This window comes from Roseovarius sp. 10 (assembly GCF_033100315.1).
Classification (GTDB): Bacteria; Pseudomonadota; Alphaproteobacteria; order Rhodobacterales; family Rhodobacteraceae; genus M30B80.
On sequence record NZ_JAWLVH010000001.1, the window covers coordinates 760,083 to 778,182 of the forward strand.

Genomic DNA, 18,100 nt, shown 5'->3' on the forward strand with positions numbered 1-18,100 from the left:
TTTGCAAAAATGGAACTTTTCGCGCCAAAATCGGCGGATATTCGCGCGTTTCGCCATGTTTCGTGGCACGAAATGAATAATATAGGCCACGTCATATGGCCGCCCCCGAGGATATCACGATGCCAAAATCCGATCCCGATGATCTGCAATCCTTGCGCAATATTGGCCCTGCCATGGCACAAAGCCTGCGTAAGGCTGGGATCAAAACCGCCTCAGATTTGCGCGAACTGGGGGCAGATCAGGCCTATATCGCGCTGTTACGCTCAGGGGTATCACCCCATTTTATCATGTATTACGTTCTGCATATGGCACTTCAAGGTCGCGCTTGGAACGATTGCAAAGGGGCTGAAAAAGTCCAATTGCGCGCAAGTTTTGATCAGATTTGCAATGACCACTACGATCCAGACCGCAGCGAATTTGAACGCCAAATGGATATTCTCGGCTTACGCGCAAAATAAAAGCCGCACAGCCGATTGGCTATGCGGCCCTCATTCAAGGACTATGGTGATCGGCTTAGCCGACCAATTCTAGGCCTGCAAAGAAATAGGCAATCTCTTCCGCAGCAGTTTCAGGGGCATCTGACCCGTGAACGGAGTTTTCGCCCTTAGACAGCGCGAAATCTTTGCGGATTGTGCCCTCTGCCGCTTCGGCAGGATCAGTGGCGCCCATGACTTCGCGATATTTCGCAATCGCGTTTTCGCCTTCCAGAACCTGCACAACAACAGGCTCAGACGCCATGAATTCGCACAGCTCGCCGTAGAAAGGGCGCTCTTTATGCACGGCATAGAACACGCCTGCCTGCGCGGGGGTCAGGTGAATGCGCTTTTGCGCGATGATGCGCAGGCCCGCTGCTTCGATCTTTGCGTTGATTGCACCCGTCAAGTTGCGCTTGGTTGCATCGGGTTTAATGATGGAAAATGTGCGTTGCACGGCCATTGGTCTCTCCATGGGAAGGTGAATTTGGCGCGGCCATAACATGAGGGATCAGAATAGGGAAGCCGCGATTGACAGCACGCGCCAAGCCGTGCATGAGCCGCGCATGTTGCGCATATCTGATCTCTCTTTTTCTATGGCGGGTCGTCCCCTGTTTGATGGGGCCAGCGCGACCATCCCCACGGGGCATAAGGTGGGCATTGTCGGGCGCAATGGCGCGGGCAAGACCACGCTGTTTCGTCTGATCAAGGGGGAATTATCGCTTGATGGGGGGGGGATTGAGATCCCCGCGCGCGCGCGCATCGGCGGCGTCAGCCAAGAAGTGCCTGGCAGCGCGGTGTCGCTGCTCGACACTGTCTTGGCCGCCGATACAGAGCGCGCCGCCCTCATGGCCGAGGCGGAAACCGCAACGGGCGAACGCATGGCCGAGGTGCAAACACGGCTTGCCGATATTGATGCTTGGTCGGCCGAGGCGCGCGCCGCTACGATCCTGCGGGGTTTGGGCTTTACAGATGCGGAAACCGCCCGCCCCTGTTCCGATTTTTCGGGCGGGTGGCGGATGCGCGTGGCCTTGGCCGCCGTTCTTTTCTCGCAACCTGATTTCCTGCTCTTGGACGAACCCACCAACTATCTCGACCTTGAGGGGGCGCTCTGGCTTGAGGCTTATCTGGCCAAATATCCGCACACTGTCCTTGTCATCAGCCATGATCGCGGACTGCTCAATCGCGCGGTGGGGCATATCTTGCATTTAAGTGATCAAAAATTGACCCTTTATGCGGGCGGCTATGATGATTTCATCAAAACCCGCACGGCGCAGCGGGCGCTGCAATCGGCAGAAGCCAAAAAACAAGAGGCGCGGCGCGCGCATTTGCAAAGTTTCGTGGATCGCTTCCGCGCCAAAGCCTCGAAAGCAAAGCAGGCACAGGCACGGCTTAAGATGCTGGAACGGATGGAACCCATCCGCGCCCCCGAAGACGCGGCCCGCACTGTCTTCACCTTCCCCGAACCCGAGACGCTCTCGCCGCCTATTTTGCGGCTGGACGGGGCAAGTGTTGGCTATGAGGGGCGTGCGGTGCTGTCAAAGCTGGATTTGCGCATTGACCAAGATGACCGCATCGCTCTGCTTGGGCGCAACGGCGAGGGCAAATCGACCCTGTCCAAATTGATTGCAGGCAAATTGGCGGCAATGGCAGGCAGTGTCACCGCCTCCTCCAAGTTGCGGGTCGGGTATTTCGCGCAGCATCAGGTTGACGAATTGCATTTGGACGAAACCCCGCTTGACCACCTGCGCCGCGCGCGCCCCGAGGAGGCGCCAACACGCCACCGCGCACGACTTGCGGGGTTTGGTCTGGCGGCGGCGCAGGCCGAAACCAAAGTTGGCCAATTATCGGGCGGGCAAAAGGCGCGCTTATCCTTGTTGCTCGCGACTTTGGACGCGCCGCATATGCTCATCTTGGACGAGCCGACCAACCATCTGGATATCGAAAGTCGCGAGGCCTTGGTCGAGGCACTTTCGGCCTATTCGGGGGCGGTGATCTTGGTCAGCCATGATATGCACCTTTTGGGGCTAGTGGCCGATCGGTTGTGGCTGGTCGCAAATGGGCGGGTTGCCCCCTATGAGGGCGATTTGGACAGTTATCGCGCCACCCTCTTGGGGGCGCGGCCAGACAAACCCAGCAAAGACAAGCCCGCACCAACTGCGCCCCGCCCAAGCCATGACGAGATCAAAGAGATACGCGCCGAATTGCGCCGTGCCGAAGCGCGGGTCGAAAAGATTATGGAGATGCATGAGAAACTTTCGGTGAAACTGGCTGATCCTGCGCTCTATGAGGCTGCCAAAGCATCTGAATTGGCGCAATGGCAGGCGAAGTTCACTGAAGTCGAAGAAGGATTAGCGCGCGCCGAGGCGCTTTGGGTCGCAGCACAGGCGCGGCTTGACGCGGCGTTGCAAGAATAGCCCCCTCCCCCGATTTCATTTGACCTTTGCCCCCTCAAAGGTCAGGGATAGGGCATGGAATTCGCAACCCTCATCCCCGTTTTTGTGGCGCTTTTTGTCATTATTGATCCCATCGGTTTGGCGCCGCTCTTTGTCGCGCTGACCCGCGGCATGGGCATGGCCGAAAGGCGGAAGATTGCGCTGCGGGCGACCCTGATCGCCTTTGTCCTGTTAACGCTATTTGGCGTGGCGGGTGAGGCCGTTTTGAACTTCCTTGGTATTTCCATGCCAGCCTTTCGCATCGCGGGCGGGATTTTATTGTTTTTGACCGCGCTTGATATGCTGTTTGAGCGGCGCAGCGCCCGCCGACAGGGACAGGCGGATCAACCCCATAAGGACGACCCAAGCGTCTTTCCACTCGCCACCCCCCTGATCGCAGGCCCTGGTGCCTTGGCGACCATGATCCTTTTGACGGGCCAGATGGACGGCGACATCACATGGGTTTTGGCGGTGCATGGCGTGATGGCGGCGGTTTTGATCTGTGTCTTTTCGCTGTTTTTGCTCTCCACCCCGTTAGAGCGCGCCTTGGGGCCGACGGGGATCAACGTGGTCACACGATTGTTGGGCATGCTTTTGGCCGCGCTTTCCGTGCAATTCGTGATTGATGGGATGCGCGATTTACAGGTGTTATGAGGGGCAAGATGGGGGCTTTTGATCTGCAAGATATCCCGCAGCTTTTCTACCTTGGCGCTATTTTTGTCGCGGTTCTGGGCTATGCGATTGCAGCACATCGGCGGAATTTGGGCCGACTTCTGCGCCATAGCGCGCTGTGGTTCTTTATTATCATTGGGACAGTCGCAGGCATTGGCCTTTGGAATGATTTTCGCAGTGCGTCCAGCGGCTTGGCGCAAATGCGCGACACTGGCAGGGATATCATTTTGTCCCGCGCGATGGATGGGCATTATTATCTGACCTTGCAGGTCAATGATGTGCCCGTGCTGTTCATGATTGATACGGGCGCAAGCCAAATTGTGTTATCACGCCAAGATGCGACACGCGCAGGCTTCAATCTTGAAGGCATCGTTTTCTCAGGGCGCGCCAATACGGCCAACGGGCGCATTTCCACCGCGCCTGTGCGCATAGCGCGGCTTGGCCTGGGCACAACCACTGCGCAAAACATCGCTGCCGTCATCAATGGCGGCGAGATGGATCACAGCCTACTTGGGATGGAATTTTTAAACGGCTTTCGCAGGATCGTGATTGAAAACGGCGAAATGATTTTGGAACGCTAACGCGCGGGCCAATCCGCTCACCCCGCGCGCTTTCATCCTTTATGCCGCAATCCCACGGGCCGAAGGGCCACGCCCTGTCCCCGTTGAGGCGGATGAATTGGGTTCGATTTGCAAACTGCCCAAAAGACGCTGAACATCTTTGGCTTGCAGGCTAAGCTTATGAAGCGCGTCATTGGTCTGCTCCACCATTTGCGCGTTCTTCTGTGTAATCTCGTCCATTTGACCAACCGAGAGGTTGACCTCGCCCAAACCTTGGGACTGTTCTTGCGCCGCCGATGCAATTTCGCCCGCCAAAACCGATACCCTTTCGAAACTGACCACGATCCCTTCTAGGGTGCTGCCTGCCTCATCCATCAGACCGACACCTGAGGAGACATGCGCGGCGCTTTCACTGATCAATTGATCAATCTCACGCGCCGCTTGGCTGGATTTGGCGGCCAAGGCGCGCACCTCTTGGGCCACCACCGCAAAACCGCGCCCTGCATCCCCCGCGCGGGCCGCCTCGACCCCAGCGTTCAGAGCCAAAAGATTGGTTTGGAAGGAAATATCATTAATCACACCAGTGATCTGGGAAATGCGATCCGAAGATTGCTTGATCATTTCCATCGCCTTTGCGGCATCGGACACAACCCCTGCCCCGCGGGTCACCTCTTGGCGGGCTTCGCGCGCAACATCGGCTGCGGCGCGGGTGTTTTGGGCCGAGCCTTGGACGGAGACAGTCAACTCCTCCATCGCGGCTGCGGTCTGCTCCAGCGAGGCCGCCTGCGAGGCGGTGCGCCCCGACAAATCCTGTGCGGCGCGGGTCACGGATTCGGTTTCATACATCAACTTTTCCATTGAGGCCCCGATGTCGCGCACAATCGCAGCCAAACGGGCGACAGTTGCGTTGAAATCCCTCCGCATCGGGTCATAGCGTCTTGGAAAATCGCTATAATCTGGGTCAGGGATCACATGACCCAGATTTCCTTCGGCCAAGGCGCCAACTGCGACCTCCATATGATCAAAAAGGCGCTGCTGTTCGTCACGCCATATGCCAATGGTCACCTCCACCACGCATTGCATATCAAAGGCAAAGGCGCGACTGAGAACCGATAACATCGGCCCCAAGCGGTCATCCGCTTCGCGCACCCCCCGAAACCGTTTTGGCGGCACTTGCGCCTTGCGCGTCAGCGCCTCAAGCAACCGTCCTGTTGCCTTGGAATAGGCGGAAACATAGGCAAAAAGGGGCAGATCAATCTTGGCATGGATCGCCCCCACGCGCTGCACCGAGGCGAAATAATCCGCATCAAAACGCCCAGAAAACAGATTGATCCAATGCGCCTTTTGCGCCATGCGCGCATGATCAACCGAAGCCTCTGTTTTGAAATATTTGGCCAAATCGGCATCGTTCAAGGCATGGGCGTAGAATTCCGAGAGAACGGCATCAATCTCGGGCACAATAAGCGTGCCCACATTGGCCAATAGGTTTAGGTCGTCCCCGACCAAATTGAATTCGGGCAGATGTTGATCAAATTCATAGGCAACCATGGGCCAGACCCTCTCCTCAACGACTGATGGGCGCGCAATCATGGCCCAAGGTGACGAGGGTTGTAGAGGATGGAATCCTAATAATTCGTCAAAGCAATTTGGTTTTTCATCGAAACATCAATCTTTTGTCGAAGGTTGTGGATGTTCGCGTTCCATTTTCCACGCGCCTGAGGCCTGCGACCAATATTGAAGACGCAGGCCCGCCTCGGCAAAACTGCGCCAATGGGTGCGCGCATGGGTGACGGATGCCTCATCTCGGCCGTCAAAAACCAAAACAGCGCGGGTCAGGCCTGCGCAATCCTCAGGTGTGATCGTGGCCCCGCCAATCGCCACCAGATAATCGGGGCGATTGGCGCGCAGATCGCCTGTGCCAATGAGAATGGGTTGAAGTTCGGCATCCGCCCCGCCCTCGACCCCGTGGGGCAGAAAACGCTCGGGCGGATGCGCGGCCCATAAAAGGTCATCCATCCGCGCCACGCTTTGCGCATCGGGCGCGCGCAAGGCCACGCGCCACCCTTGCGCCAAAGCGCGCTCAATCAGCATGGGCAAAACTTGCTCAAGCCGCGAGCGGGTCAGATGGTAGAACCACAGTTCGGACATCAGCCTTCGTCAAACATATCTTGGATCAACCGATCCAGTGCCAAAACGCCCCAACCTGTTGCCCCTGCGGGGGCGTATTTGCTGTCCTTTGCAATCGAAGCAACACCCGCAATATCAAGGTGGATCCAAGGCATGTCTTTCTTGACAAAACGCTGCAGGAATTTGGCCGCTGTGATCGAGCCCGCAGGCCGCCCGCCTGAGTTTTTAATATCGGCTATGCGGCTTTTGATCAGGTCATCATAGCTGTCATCCAATGGCATCGGCCATGCGCCTTCATCTTCGGCTTTCGCGGCCTTTAGGAAGGCTGCGCAAAGCGCATCATCATTTGCAAAAACGCCTGCATTGTCATGGCCCAGACCAATGATAATTGCGCCTGTCAGCGTGGCCAAATTTATCATCGCGCGTGGGGCAAAGCGTTCTTGCGCATACCACAGCACATCCGCCAGAACGAGGCGCCCTTCGGCATCGGTATTGATGACCTCGATTGTGTCCCCTTTCATTGAGACCACAACATCGCCAGGACGCTGCGCGCGACCATCGGGCATGTTTTCAACCAAGCCAACCAGACCAACCACGTTGGCGCGCGCCTTGCGTAAGGCAAGGCCTTTCATCACCCCTGCAACAACACCTGCGCCGCCCATATCCATGGTCATATCTTCCATGCCTGCGGCGGGTTTTAGGCTGATGCCGCCTGTGTCAAACACAACCCCCTTGCCCACGAGGGCAAAGGGCTGCGCATCACCTGCGCCCATCCATTCCATCACCACAACCTTGGACGGGCTTTCCGAGCCTTGCCCAACCCCCAAAAGGGCGCGCATTCCCAATTTTTCGAGCGCGGGTTCATCAAGAACCTCGACCTTGACGCCAAGCGCGGCCAAATCGCTGAGCTGTTCGGCAAAACTGGTGGTCGTCAGAACATTGGCTGGGGCGTTGACCAGATCACGGGTGAAAAACACCCCTTCCGCCACCGCCAAAAGCGGCGCGGCCTTTGCGGCAATCTCATTAGGTTTGCTGCAATAGAGCGTGACGCTGCCATAGCTTTCGGGGGCTTTGGATTTGTGATCGCCAAATTCATAGCCCCGCAAGACCACCCCAAGCGCCAAATCCGCGCTGCGTGCGAAATTGCCCGCACAGATATGCAACTCTGATTTGCCCGCCGCGACCCGCAATTTAGCGCCCGCGCGGCGTGCCGCTTGTGCGGTGACGCGGCGCTCTGTTTTGAGGAGCAACACGGCCTCTGCCGCCATGCCCGCAGGATAGGCCAAGACCATGACATCGCCCGCGTTTAATCCCTCCCATGCAGGGCTGCCAAGGGCCCGATCCACCGCGCCTTTGCTCAGGCGGTTCAACCGCCGCCCCGCTGCATCCAAACCACCCTCTGGCGTGGCCAAACAGGCAATCTTTCCCGAAAGCCCCTTAAGCGCATCAAGATCAATTTCGCAAAACTGTGTCGCGGATGGACGGGTCATGAAGATCCTCACATTGGTTGAAAGCGTCATTTCACGGCAACACTAGGGCGCAAACTGCGGCTTGACCAGATGGGCGATTGCACGAACCCGTGCCCTTCGCGCGGAAGCCTTGCATTAAGCCCCAAAAACCCCCAAAACCAAAAGACCTTGTGGGCAATCAGGCCCGCTTGCACCCCAAAGATATGGGGCCAAATTTACAAAGGCTGCCAATTTGACACGATATGATCGTTATATCTTGCTCATGTGCCTCAGTTTCTTTGGCTTCTTCGCGCTTGTTTTGGTGTCCGTTTATTGGATCAACCAAGGGGTTGATTTGTTCGATCAATTGATCTCGGACGGCCAAACCATTTTGGCCTTCCTCGAACTGACCACATTGGCGCTGCCGCCGATTATCATGATGGTGCTGCCGGTGGCGGGGTTTGTGGCGACCCTTTATGTGTTCAACCGCCTGATCACCGATAGTGAATTGGTGATTTTGCAGACCGCCGGCATCTCGCCGCTGCGCCTGTTACGGCCCGTTTTCTATTTCGGGGCGATTATGGCGTTTTTGGTTGCGGGCCTTAGCAATGGTTTGGCCCCGCAGGCCGAAGCACAATTTCGCGAAAGATCAAACATCTTGGGCAATGATCTGGTCGCGCAGTTGCTGCGCGCGGGCGTGTTCCAATCCCCGATCTCGGGCATCACGATTTACATCAGCGATATTTCACCCGAAGGTGAGTTGCAGGGTCTGTTCATTCATGACCGCCGCAGCGAGACCCGCGAAGTGACCTATCGCGCGGATCGCGGGTATCTTTTGCGCGATGCGGAAAACGCGCGGATGATCTTGGTATCAGGGCGCAGTATCACCTTGGATCGGGTCACAAACCGCCTGAGCAATCTCAGCTTTGAGCGATTGAACTATGATATCACACAGGCACAAAGCCCGACTGCATCAGGCAGTGACGAAGAGGGCGAAGTTCTGCCCGAGAACGAGCGCGCGATGTCCACGCCTGCGCTGATTGCGGCGGATCAAGATCTTGCCAACCGCGCGGGCATTCCCCTAGATCGTATCAAATGGGAACTGCATTATCGTTTCGCGCAGGCGATGTTCGCGTTTTTTGTGCCTTTGATTGCGGCCAGTTGCCTGATGCTGCGCAATTTTTCGCGGCTTGGGTTATGGGCGCAGATCATGCTGGCCGTAGGGTTGGTGATCCCGTTGCAGATGAGCAAGAACCTTTTGAGCGCTCAGGTGACCAACGCGCCGCATTTGGCACCATTGGCCTATGTGCAGCCACTGCTCTGCGCCGTGGTGTTCGGGGCGGTGCTGTTGGCGGTATATAAAACCGCACATTGGCGCCCGATGCGGCAGCCTGATCTGGTTGAGGGCGGCGCATGATCCTGCAACTTTACCTCGCGCAGCGCTATTTCAAAAACTTCCTCACCGTGTTGGCGATCTTTGCGGTGATCCACATGGTCGTGGATTTGACCGAACAGATGCGAAAAATCGCGCTCAACGGCGGGGATTTGGGCGATGCGCTCACGCTTGCGCTGCTCAATATGCCGTCAGCGCTTTATTCCCTCTTTCCACTGGTTGTCATGCTGGCGACCTTGGTCTTTTTCTTGTCACTGGCACGCAGTTCGGAATTGGTGGTGGTGCGGGCATCGGGGCGCTCGGCTTTGCGGGCCACGATGGCCCCAATTGGCGTGGCCGCCCTCATCGGGATCATCGGTCTTTTGGTGATCAACCCAATCGTGGCCGACACACAGATCGCGCATGAGCGTAAGTTGGCACAGGTGCGTGGCGCACAGGAACGCACCTTGGCCATCACGCAAGAAGGGCTTTGGCTGCGCCAAGGCACGCGCGATCAGCAAACCGTCATCAACGCGCTGCGCGCCAATAGCGATGGCACGCAGTTATTTGACGTCACCTTCTATAATTTCGATACATTTGGCCGAATTGAACAGCGCATTGACGCCGATGAAGCGCGCCTTGGACTGCAATCATGGGATCTTACCCGCGCCAAGATCTGGGACTTAACCCAAACCAACCCCGAGGCCAGTGCAGAAAGTTTTGAAAGCTATGCCGTTCCTTCAACGCTGACGCGGGAACAAATTCTCGATTCCTTTGGGGATCCGAGCAATATCTCGATCTACGCCCTTCCCGATTTCATTACGCAGTTGCAGGATGCGGGATTTGCGGGCCTGTCGCATCGGGTCTGGTTCCAGATGCAGTTGGCAAACCCCTTGATGCTGATGAGCATGGTCTTGATCGGTGCAAGCCTTACGATGCGTCACACCCGTTTTGGCCGCACGGGGCCTTTGGTGCTCGCCGCGATTTTGTTGGGCTTTGGCCTCTATTTTCTGCGCAGCTTTGCCCAAGTTTTGGGTGAGAATGGTCAGCTTTCCGCCTTTATCGTTGCATGGACACCGCCCCTTGCGGGGTCGCTTTTGGCGCTTGGGGTGATTTTGCATATGGAAGATGGCTAAGACAGTGATGGATCGGCCCAAGACATGAGGGGGGCATGAATTTCCCCTCGCTTCGCTTGCTCGCCTCTTGTAGGCTTGGCACAAATATCAACGGGCGCTCTGACGCCGCCCCTCGCAAGAGTGACCGAAGAAGGACAAGATGAGTTCACATCACGTATCTTCCCCAATCTTGGGTAAATTCTTGGGCGCGCGCGCCGCGCGCAACCTGTGTTTTGGTGTGATCATGGGATGCGCCTTGGCGCTTACCCCTGCACAAATGCGCGCGCAATCGCTCGATTTCACGCCTGTGATTGCGGTTAATGATACCGTGATCACGCAATATGAGGTGGATCAACGCGCCACATTTTTGGGCATCTTGAATGCACCAGGTGACCTACAGGCCCGCGCGCGCGAGGTTTTGGTGGAGGAACGCCTGCAAATGGCCGCTGCCCAAGCAGCGGGGATCACAATCACCCAAGACCAGTTGATGATCGGAATTGACGAATTTGCCGCCCGCGCGAATTTGGACGGCCAAGGGTTGATTGATGCGCTTGAGAACGAGGGGGTCGCCTATGAGACCCTGCGCGATTTTATCAATGCAGGCCTTTTGTGGCGCGAGATATTGCGCAGTCGGTTTGGGGCACGCGCCCAAGTCTCTGAGGCCGAGATTGACCGCGCACTTGCGCTCGGCTCCAGCGGGGGCGGGGCGCAAATTCGTTTGGCGGAATTGATCCTGCCGATTGAAGGCAACGATATTGACACGCTGCGCGCGGAATTGCTGGCGATTGCCGAAGATGTGGATGGAAATCTGACGGCTTTTGCCGATGCCGCCCGCGCCCGTTCAGCCGCCCCCACCGCGGTGGATGGTGGTGCGTTGGATTGGCGTCCCCTGTCATCTCTGCCCCAAGGCCTGAGTGCCATGTTGATCACCTTGGATGTTGGTGACGTCACCGAACCCGTCCCTTTGGGGCCTGGGATTGGGATTTTTCAAATGCTGGGCTTTGAAGAGGCGGGATATCAATTCCCAACGCCGAGCAGTTATGATTACGCGACCATTCTGCTTTCAGGGCCAGATGCCGCCGCGCGCGCCGCTGAGATCGCCGCGCAAAATGACCGCTGCGATGATCTTTACGGCACTCTAGAAGGTCAGTTTGAACGGATCAGCGCCCCGCGCGCCGAAGTGCCCGCAGATATTGCGGCAGAGCTTGCTAAGCTTGACCCGAATGAAAGCTCGACCGCCCTGCGCCGCAACAATGGCGCCGACCTTCTGATGGTTTGGCTGTGCAATCGCACAGTCGAGCTTGAAGATGGCGCGCGTGAGGAAATTCGCCAAGCCTTGTTCTCGCAGCGCCTTGAGACTTATGCCTCTGGCTATCTTGAGGAATTGCGCGCGGACGCCATCATCCGTGATTTGGACTGATCCCATGGGTGCGGGCACGACCGGCCCCATTGCGCTCAGCAGTGGGGAGCCTGCGGGGATTGGCCCCGAGATTGCCGCGAAAGCGTGGCATGAATTGCGGGGCGCGGTTCCTTTTTTTGTCATTGGGGATGCGGATCATTTCAACGGGCATGGCGCACCTATTGTCAAAATATCCCAGGCAAGTGCCGCCTTTGCGGCCTTTGGCGATGGGTTGCCAGTTCTGCATCGCGACTTTGGCCCCGCCCGTGTGGCAGGCCACCCCCAAGCCGCCCATGCGCAAGGGGTTATTGACGCAATCGCGGAGGCGGTAGAGCTTGCCCAATCGGGTGCGGCGCGCGCAATTTGCACCCTGCCCATCCATAAACACGCCCTGCAACAAGGCGCGGGTTTTGCCTATCCAGGCCATACCGAATATCTCGCGGCCTTGGCGGGCGGGGTGAAGGTGGTGATGATGTTGGCCTGCGCAGAATTACGCGTTGTGCCTGCCACCATCCACATCCCCCTCAGCGCGGTTCCTGCGGCCTATACCCCCGATCTATTGCGCGATGTGATCCGCGTGACCTCGGACGCAATGCAGCGTGATTTCGGTCTGCAGTCCCCACGTTTTGCCGTGGCGGGCCTGAACCCCCATGCGGGCGAAAATGGCGCCATGGGGCGCGAGGAAATCGCATGGATGATCCCCTGTCTGGAGGGGCTGCGCGGCGAAGGTTATCAGATCGCGGGGCCGCTCTCCGCAGATACGATGTTCCACCCTGCGGCGCGCGCGCGGTATGATGTGGCCATCTGCGCCTATCATGATCAGGCGCTGATCCCGATCAAGACGCTTGATTTCTCAGGCGGGGTGAATGTGACGCTTGGCCTGCCCTTTATCCGCACCTCGCCCGATCATGGCACGGCCTTTGACATCGCGGGCACGGGCCGCGCAGATGCCACAAGCTTGGTCGCCGCGTTGCGCATGGCGGATCAAATGGCACAGGTGCGCGCGGCATGATTGATACCCTCCCCCCCCTGCGCGAGGTGATCGCAACCCATGATCTGCGCGCCAAGAAATCCTTGGGGCAGAATTTCCTGCTTGATCTGAATCTGACCGCAAAAATCGCCCGCATTGCAGGGGATTTAAGCGAATGTGATGTTCTGGAAATCGGCCCTGGCCCTGGTGGTTTGACCCGTGGCCTTTTGGCCGAAGGGGCGCGGCGCGTTGTGGCGATTGAAAAAGACGCGCGTTGCCTTCCTGCGTTGGCAGAAATCGCCGCCGCCTATCCCGACCGCCTGAGCGTTCTCAATGAGGATGCTTTGGCCGTGGATTGGGCGGCGCATCTGAAACCGCCGATCCGTATCATCGCCAATCTGCCCTATAATGTGGGCACCGAATTGCTCATCCGTTGGCTGATCCCGCCTGTTTGGCCGCCACAATGGTCAAGCCTGACCTTGATGTTCCAACGCGAAGTGGCCGAACGTATTGTGGCACGCGAGGGCAGCAAGGCCTATGGCCGCTTGGCCGTCTTGGCGCAATGGCGCTGTGAGGCGCGGATTGCGCTGAACCTGCCGCCCGAGGCCTTCACCCCACCCCCAAAGGTCAGCTCTGCGGTGGTGCATTTAACAGCACTTGAGGCACCGAAATTTCCCGCCGATCAAAAGGTGCTGGAGCGCGTGGTTGCTAAAGCCTTTAATCAACGCCGCAAAATGCTGCGCGCCGCGCTGAAGGGGCTTTGCCCTGATATTGAGGATCGCATCTTGGCCGCAGGGCTGCGCCCGACTGACCGCGCAGAAACAGTCAGCCTTGAGGGGTTTTGCGCCCTCGCCCGCGCTGTCGCAGCCGATTAAGGCAAGAAAAACCCCCGCGCCAAGGATGGCACGGGGGCAATGTCATGCGACAAGGTCAGGCGCGATTATTCGCCTTGCGCCTCGCTTGGGGCTGCAACCATTGGGGCGGCATCGCTGCCCGCCTCGTCAGATTTGCGCGGGCGGCGGGGGCCACGCGGCGCGCGTTTCGCGCGAGGTTTGCTTTCGGGCGTGTCGACCAAGGTGCTGGCCTCTTCCCCATCGCCATCGGCGGCAATCGCCAAACCATCCGTCTCACTGGGCACGACCTCTTGGCCTGCATCCTGCGAAGTCTCGGCCTCGTCCTCGTTCGAATACCCACGGCGATCATGGCCATTCTGGCCGCCATTATTGCTTTGCTGCTCTTCGCGGCGCGCGTCCATCTCGCGCTGCGCCTCGCTTAGGAGGCGGGAATAGTGCTCGGAGTGCTGCAAGAAATTCTCAGCGGCCACGCGGTCATTGCTCAACTGCGCATCACGGGCCAATTGCTGATATTTGTCGATGATCTGCTGCGGTGTGCCGCGCACCTTGCCCTCTGGGCCAGAGCTGTCAAACACCCGATTGATGATATTGCCAACAGAGCGGTTGCGATTGCCCTTTGACCGCGAGCGGTTCTTTGATGATCTCATTGTTCTTATATAGTCCAGTGTTGAAGCCATCCACGGCAGGGTGTCAGGCGGCCTAGTGCCAAGTCCGTGCCAATATCCACGATCAGCCTGTGCAATCTGTGCCTTTGTCCAGAATATCGTGGCTGTTATTTCGGGGGAATGTCTTAATAATTCCTCTCCCGTGACCTCCGCTTGCCATGGCTGAGGGGCGCTTACAAGCGGAAAGTTGCAAAAACGGCGAAATTATCAGCTTTTTCGCCTAGGAACGCATCGCTTGCGCCACCACAACACGCGGCTTGCCTGCCAAGTCATGGATGACGCGCACAGACCGAAACCCTGCTTGAGCAAAGATTTGCGGCACCGTTTCGCCTTGATCATAGCCGATTTCGACCATGACCGCCCCATCGCGCGCAAGATAGGCGCCTGCCTCCGCCGCGATCACGCGATATGCGCTCAGCCCATCATGACCATCGGTCAGCGCCGCAGCGCGCTCATGCAAGCGCAGCTCTTCGGGTAGACCTGCATAAGTTGCCTGATCAATATAGGGCGGATTGGATAGGATCAGATCAAATATCGCGGGCTCTGGCAGCGCCGCGAACCATGGGCCTGTGAAAAACTGCAACCGCCCCGCCACGCCATGGGTCTTTGCATTTTGTCGCGCGCGGGCCAATGCGCCCTCGTCCAAATCGGTTGCAACCCCTTGCGCCTCTGGCCGCGCGGCAAGCAGGCTGATTGCAATCACCCCTGTGCCTGTGCCCAGATCAAGCAAGCGCGTAAAGCCATGCGCGAGTGCAGCCTCTACCAAGGTTTCCGTGTCAGGCCGCGGGGCCAAATCCCCTGCCCCAACCACGAAATCCAATCCCATGAATGCAGATTTCCCGATGATATGGGCCACAGATTGTCCAGCAAGGCGGGCCTCCACCACTGCCTCAAAATCAGTGATGTGATTTTGGGCGGCCAGATCATTGAGACAGGCTGACAACCCCGCCGCTGACAGGCCTGCCGCATGCGCCAATAAAAGGCGTGCATCGCGCTCAGCCTCATCTCGGGGCAAGCGCAAAGACAAACGCACGCGCGCGGCGGCGTAAAGATCCCGATAGCGCGCGCTCACCCGTCCATCTCAGCCAATAGGGCGGCTTGATCATGGGCGGTCAGCGCGTCAATGATCTCGTCCAAATCACCCGACAAGACCTGATCCAACTTATACAAGGTCAGATTGATCCGATGATCTGTCATGCGCCCTTGGGGGAAATTATAGGTGCGGATACGCTCGGAACGATCGCCCGTTCCCACCTGACTTTTGCGCGAAGCGGCGCGGGCATCATCGGCCTTTTGCCGTTCCAGATCATAAAGCCGCGCGCGCAAGACCTGCATTGCAATCTCGCGGTTGCGGTGTTGTGACTTCTCCGATGAGGTGACGATGATCCCCGTGGGCAAATGGGTGATGCGCACGGCGCTGTCGGTGGTGTTCACATGCTGACCACCCGCGCCTGAGGCGCGCATTGTATCAATACGGATATCGGTTGCGGGGATATCGATATCAACATCTTCGGCCTCGGGCAGAACAGCCACAGTCGCGGCGGATGTATGGATACGCCCGCCTGATTCCGTTTCTGGCACCCGCTGCACGCGATGAACGCCAGACTCGTATTTCATTCGTGCAAAAACACCCTCGCCCACGATCCGTGCGGTCACTTCACGCACACCGCCAAGCTCGGAGAGCTGCTGCTCGATCAATTCAAATTGCCACCCCCGCACTTCGGCGTAGCGTTGATACATCCGCAGCAAATCACCCGCAAAAAGGGCCGCCTCATCGCCGCCCGTTCCTGGACGAATTTCAAGAATGGCAGGGCGGGCATCGGCCGCATCTTTGGGCAAAAGCGCAATGCGCAAGGCATATTCAACCTCAGGCAGCGCGATTTTCAGCCGTGCCAATTCTTCTTCAGCCAAGGCGCGCATCTCAGGATCGGCCAACATCGCCTCGGCCCCCTGAAGGTCAGATTTGATCTGCTGATATTCGTCAATCTGCGTGACCACAGGTTTCAGCTGCGCATATTCGCGACTGATTGCGGCAATCGCATCAGCGGCGGGGCCTGCGTTTAATTGCGCCTCGAGATACTCGAAGCGCTCGACAATTTGGCGAAGGGGTTCTGCTGGCAACATAGGCAGGGTTTGGCGAAGCGGCGCGGGCGCGTCAAGCCTGATTGATCAGCGCGCGGCCTGCAACGCAGCGACCCAATCGGCCACGCGTGCCGCATTCACCCCCAAATCACTATAACCAAAGCGCGACCGCGAGAAGATCTGAACCCGCGTCCCCCCCTCATCAGTGGGATCAAGCGTTAGGCTGAGCGCGTCAGGAAAGCCCATCAAACGGCTGCGATAGACATAGGTGACAAAGCCATCCTCTGGTTGGCCTGCCAACAGAACGGCGCCATCGCTGGCGGCCTTCAGTGCGACATCTGCCGCCACATCCGCCAGATTGCGCGGCAACACCAAGGCCTCATCCCCCACCATCAGGGCGAAATTGGGGGTTGATGGCGGCACAGCCAAAGCGGGGCGAATATGATAGCGGGCGGCATCCATTGGCATCACGCGAAAGGCCACCGCCGCAAAAATTACGATGCCAAAAAGCGTTGCAACCGATATGAACAATTTGAACAGCATCTTTTACCCCCAACGATTTATCTTTACGCGAAGCCCATTTCATGCGACACGGGCCGCGCTAGTTATCTGATATCGCTCTTCTGTCCCTCTTTAAAGGCAACAGTGCAGCCTATCTCGCATGACGATTGCCAAGCTGCCACATGGTGTGGGCAGCATAATGACAGGAGACACGGAAATGGCCAATGGCACCGTGAAATGGTTCAATGCAACCAAAGGTTTCGGCTTCATCGCACCTGATGAAGGCGGCAAAGACGTATTCGTTCACATCTCTGGTGTTGAGCGTTCTGGCCTCAAAGGCCTCAACGACAACCAGAAAGTGACTTACGAGCTGGAAAAAGGCCGTGATGGCCGCGAAAGCGCCGTAAATATCACGCTGGTCTAAGGCATAAGCCTCATCCAGTTTGGATTGGAAAAGGTGGGCTTTGGCCCGCCTTTTTCTTTTTGGTTACGCGATTTTGGGCATAAGCCCGCCTGTCATGGCATCGGACGCGCCCGTTTCTGCCGCCTCGCGCACCACATTGGCCAATTTGCGCAACTGATTGGAAAGCGGGCTTGTGCGCCGCCAAATAACCCCGATTTTGCGCGCAGGCGCAGGGGTGCGAAACCGCGCCAAGGCCACGCTCGCAGAGCGCGTCTCAACAGGCACAGCCATTTCAGGGATAAGCGTCACGCCAATCCCCGCCCCCACCATCTGCACAAGCGTTGACAGTGATGAGCCATCCATCACCTCGCGCGGGGTATTTGCGCCAAGTGCGCAAAAAGACAGGGCTTGGTCGCGGAAGCAATGCCCCTCCTCCAACAAAAGCAGTTTCATTTCGCGCAGGGAATTGGCATCGGGCACAGGCTTGCCCGCATCTTCGGGCGGGCGCACAAGAATGAAATCTTCTTGAAACACCTCCACCTCCTCAAAGCTCGGCTCAGATATGGGCAGGGCCACAATCGCCGCGTCCAACCGCCCTTCGGACAATTCCGAGATCAAGCGCGGGGTGATCGTTTCGCGCAATGCCAAATTGGCCTGCGGGTAATACTGCCCCATCAAGCCCACCACACGGGGCAAAAGATATGGCGCAATGGTGGGGATCACACCAAGACGCAGGCGCCCCAAATCATCGCCCCGCGCCGCACGCGCGCTATCGCCCAAATCGTCAACCTCGGCCAATATTCGCTGCGCACGCGCCAAGAACCCAACCCCAAAGGGCGTGGGTCGCACATGGCGGGCGGCGCGCTCGAACAGGGCCAGACCCAAACCATCCTCTAAGGCTTGAATTTGCATAGACAAAGCGGGCTGCGAAATCGCGGATGCGGCGGCCGCATGTCCAAAATGACCATGCTCGGCCACGGCCACCGCATATCGCAACTGTTTCAAGGTGATATTAGCCATAACA

19 protein-coding genes are annotated in these 18,100 nt (G+C 57.8%); 10 read left to right on the forward strand and 9 right to left on the reverse strand.

Going from position 1 to position 18,100, the window contains the following annotated elements:
* The first annotated feature begins 95 nt into the window (after positions 1-95).
* On the forward strand, positions 96-458 hold the full coding sequence (locus tag RYZ18_RS03825; RefSeq protein ID WP_317655051.1) for a TfoX/Sxy family protein: 363 nt from the start codon (positions 96-98) through the stop codon (positions 456-458).
* A 55-nt stretch (positions 459-513) separates the two neighbouring features.
* On the opposite strand, the gene ndk is transcribed toward RYZ18_RS03825, so the two are convergent.
* Entirely contained in the window at positions 514-936 is a 423-nt protein-coding gene (gene ndk, locus RYZ18_RS03830) for a nucleoside-diphosphate kinase (RefSeq protein ID WP_317655052.1), read from the reverse strand.
* Between the two features lie 103 nt (positions 937-1,039).
* On the opposite strand from ndk, the gene RYZ18_RS03835 reads away from it, so the two are divergent.
* The 3 genes from RYZ18_RS03835 to RYZ18_RS03845 are packed head-to-tail and all read left to right on the forward strand — an operon-like array spanning position 1,040 to position 4,161.
* Complete coding sequence (locus RYZ18_RS03835) at positions 1,040-2,890, forward strand: ABC-F family ATP-binding cassette domain-containing protein (protein ID WP_317655812.1); 1,851 nt, start codon at positions 1,040-1,042, stop codon at positions 2,888-2,890.
* A gap of 54 nt (positions 2,891-2,944) precedes the next feature.
* Positions 2,945-3,562: a MarC family protein gene (locus tag RYZ18_RS03840; RefSeq protein ID WP_317655053.1), complete on the forward strand. Its 618-nt coding sequence runs from the start codon at positions 2,945-2,947 to the stop codon at positions 3,560-3,562.
* An 8-nt stretch (positions 3,563-3,570) separates the two neighbouring features.
* Complete coding sequence (locus RYZ18_RS03845) at positions 3,571-4,161, forward strand: TIGR02281 family clan AA aspartic protease (protein WP_317655054.1); 591 nt, start codon at positions 3,571-3,573, stop codon at positions 4,159-4,161.
* Between the two features lie 39 nt (positions 4,162-4,200).
* Here RYZ18_RS03845 and RYZ18_RS03850 read toward each other — a convergent pair whose 3' ends face one another.
* From RYZ18_RS03850 to RYZ18_RS03860, 3 genes are all read right to left on the reverse strand, one after another.
* Entirely contained in the window at positions 4,201-5,688 is a 1,488-nt protein-coding gene (locus RYZ18_RS03850) for a globin-coupled sensor protein (RefSeq protein WP_317655055.1), read from the reverse strand.
* A 117-nt stretch (positions 5,689-5,805) separates the two neighbouring features.
* Positions 5,806-6,288 carry a DNA polymerase III subunit chi gene (locus RYZ18_RS03855; protein ID WP_317655056.1) on the reverse strand — a complete coding sequence of 161 codons (483 nt, stop codon included), beginning with the start codon at positions 6,286-6,288 and terminating at the stop codon, positions 5,806-5,808.
* Positions 6,288-7,757, reverse strand: a complete 1,470-nt coding sequence (locus tag RYZ18_RS03860) for a leucyl aminopeptidase (RefSeq protein ID WP_317655057.1) — start codon at positions 7,755-7,757, stop codon at positions 6,288-6,290. Before RYZ18_RS03860 ends, RYZ18_RS03855 begins: the two co-directional genes overlap by 1 nt.
* Before the next feature lie 211 nt (positions 7,758-7,968).
* Between RYZ18_RS03860 and lptF the strand changes: the two genes are divergently transcribed.
* From lptF to rsmA, 5 genes are all read left to right on the forward strand, one after another.
* Positions 7,969-9,132, forward strand: a complete 1,164-nt coding sequence (gene lptF, locus RYZ18_RS03865) for an LPS export ABC transporter permease LptF (protein ID WP_317655059.1) — start codon at positions 7,969-7,971, stop codon at positions 9,130-9,132.
* On the forward strand, positions 9,129-10,223 hold the full coding sequence (lptG, locus tag RYZ18_RS03870; RefSeq protein ID WP_317655060.1) for an LPS export ABC transporter permease LptG: 1,095 nt from the start codon (positions 9,129-9,131) through the stop codon (positions 10,221-10,223). The genes lptF and lptG overlap by 4 nt, the downstream gene beginning before the upstream one ends.
* A 139-nt stretch (positions 10,224-10,362) precedes the next feature.
* Positions 10,363-11,622, forward strand: coding sequence for a peptidylprolyl isomerase (locus RYZ18_RS03875; protein ID WP_317655061.1), 1,260 nt, complete (start codon positions 10,363-10,365; stop codon positions 11,620-11,622).
* Positions 11,623-11,626: 4 nt separating this feature from the next.
* The gene (pdxA, locus tag RYZ18_RS03880) at positions 11,627-12,613 is read left to right on the forward strand and encodes a 4-hydroxythreonine-4-phosphate dehydrogenase PdxA (RefSeq protein ID WP_317655062.1); all 987 of its coding nucleotides are present in this window, start codon (positions 11,627-11,629) and stop codon (positions 12,611-12,613) included.
* Positions 12,610-13,446 carry a 16S rRNA (adenine(1518)-N(6)/adenine(1519)-N(6))-dimethyltransferase RsmA gene (rsmA, locus tag RYZ18_RS03885; RefSeq protein WP_317655063.1) on the forward strand — a complete coding sequence of 279 codons (837 nt, stop codon included), beginning with the start codon at positions 12,610-12,612 and terminating at the stop codon, positions 13,444-13,446. The genes pdxA and rsmA overlap by 4 nt, the downstream gene beginning before the upstream one ends.
* A 65-nt stretch (positions 13,447-13,511) precedes the next feature.
* Here the strand turns inward: rsmA and RYZ18_RS03890 are convergent, their stop codons facing one another.
* The 4 genes from RYZ18_RS03890 to RYZ18_RS03905 form a co-directional block, all read right to left on the reverse strand.
* A complete protein-coding gene (locus tag RYZ18_RS03890; protein WP_317655064.1) occupies positions 13,512-14,072 on the reverse strand; it encodes a DUF4167 domain-containing protein in 561 nt (186 codons plus the stop codon).
* 238 nt (positions 14,073-14,310) lie between these two features.
* Positions 14,311-15,162, reverse strand: coding sequence for a peptide chain release factor N(5)-glutamine methyltransferase (gene prmC / locus RYZ18_RS03895; RefSeq protein ID WP_317655065.1), 852 nt, complete (start codon positions 15,160-15,162; stop codon positions 14,311-14,313).
* Complete coding sequence (gene prfA / locus RYZ18_RS03900; protein ID WP_317655067.1) at positions 15,159-16,214, reverse strand: peptide chain release factor 1; 1,056 nt, start codon at positions 16,212-16,214, stop codon at positions 15,159-15,161. Before prfA ends, prmC begins: the two co-directional genes overlap by 4 nt.
* Before the next feature lie 45 nt (positions 16,215-16,259).
* A complete protein-coding gene (locus tag RYZ18_RS03905) occupies positions 16,260-16,715 on the reverse strand; it encodes a DUF1499 domain-containing protein (protein ID WP_317655068.1) in 456 nt (151 codons plus the stop codon).
* Between the two features lie 175 nt (positions 16,716-16,890).
* On the opposite strand from RYZ18_RS03905, the gene RYZ18_RS03910 reads away from it, so the two are divergent.
* Positions 16,891-17,097: a cold-shock protein gene (locus RYZ18_RS03910; protein ID WP_317655813.1), complete on the forward strand. Its 207-nt coding sequence runs from the start codon at positions 16,891-16,893 to the stop codon at positions 17,095-17,097.
* 63 nt (positions 17,098-17,160) lie between these two features.
* Here RYZ18_RS03910 and RYZ18_RS03915 read toward each other — a convergent pair whose 3' ends face one another.
* Positions 17,161-18,096, reverse strand: coding sequence for a hydrogen peroxide-inducible genes activator (locus tag RYZ18_RS03915; RefSeq protein ID WP_317655069.1), 936 nt, complete (start codon positions 18,094-18,096; stop codon positions 17,161-17,163).
* Positions 18,097-18,100 lie beyond the last annotated feature (4 nt).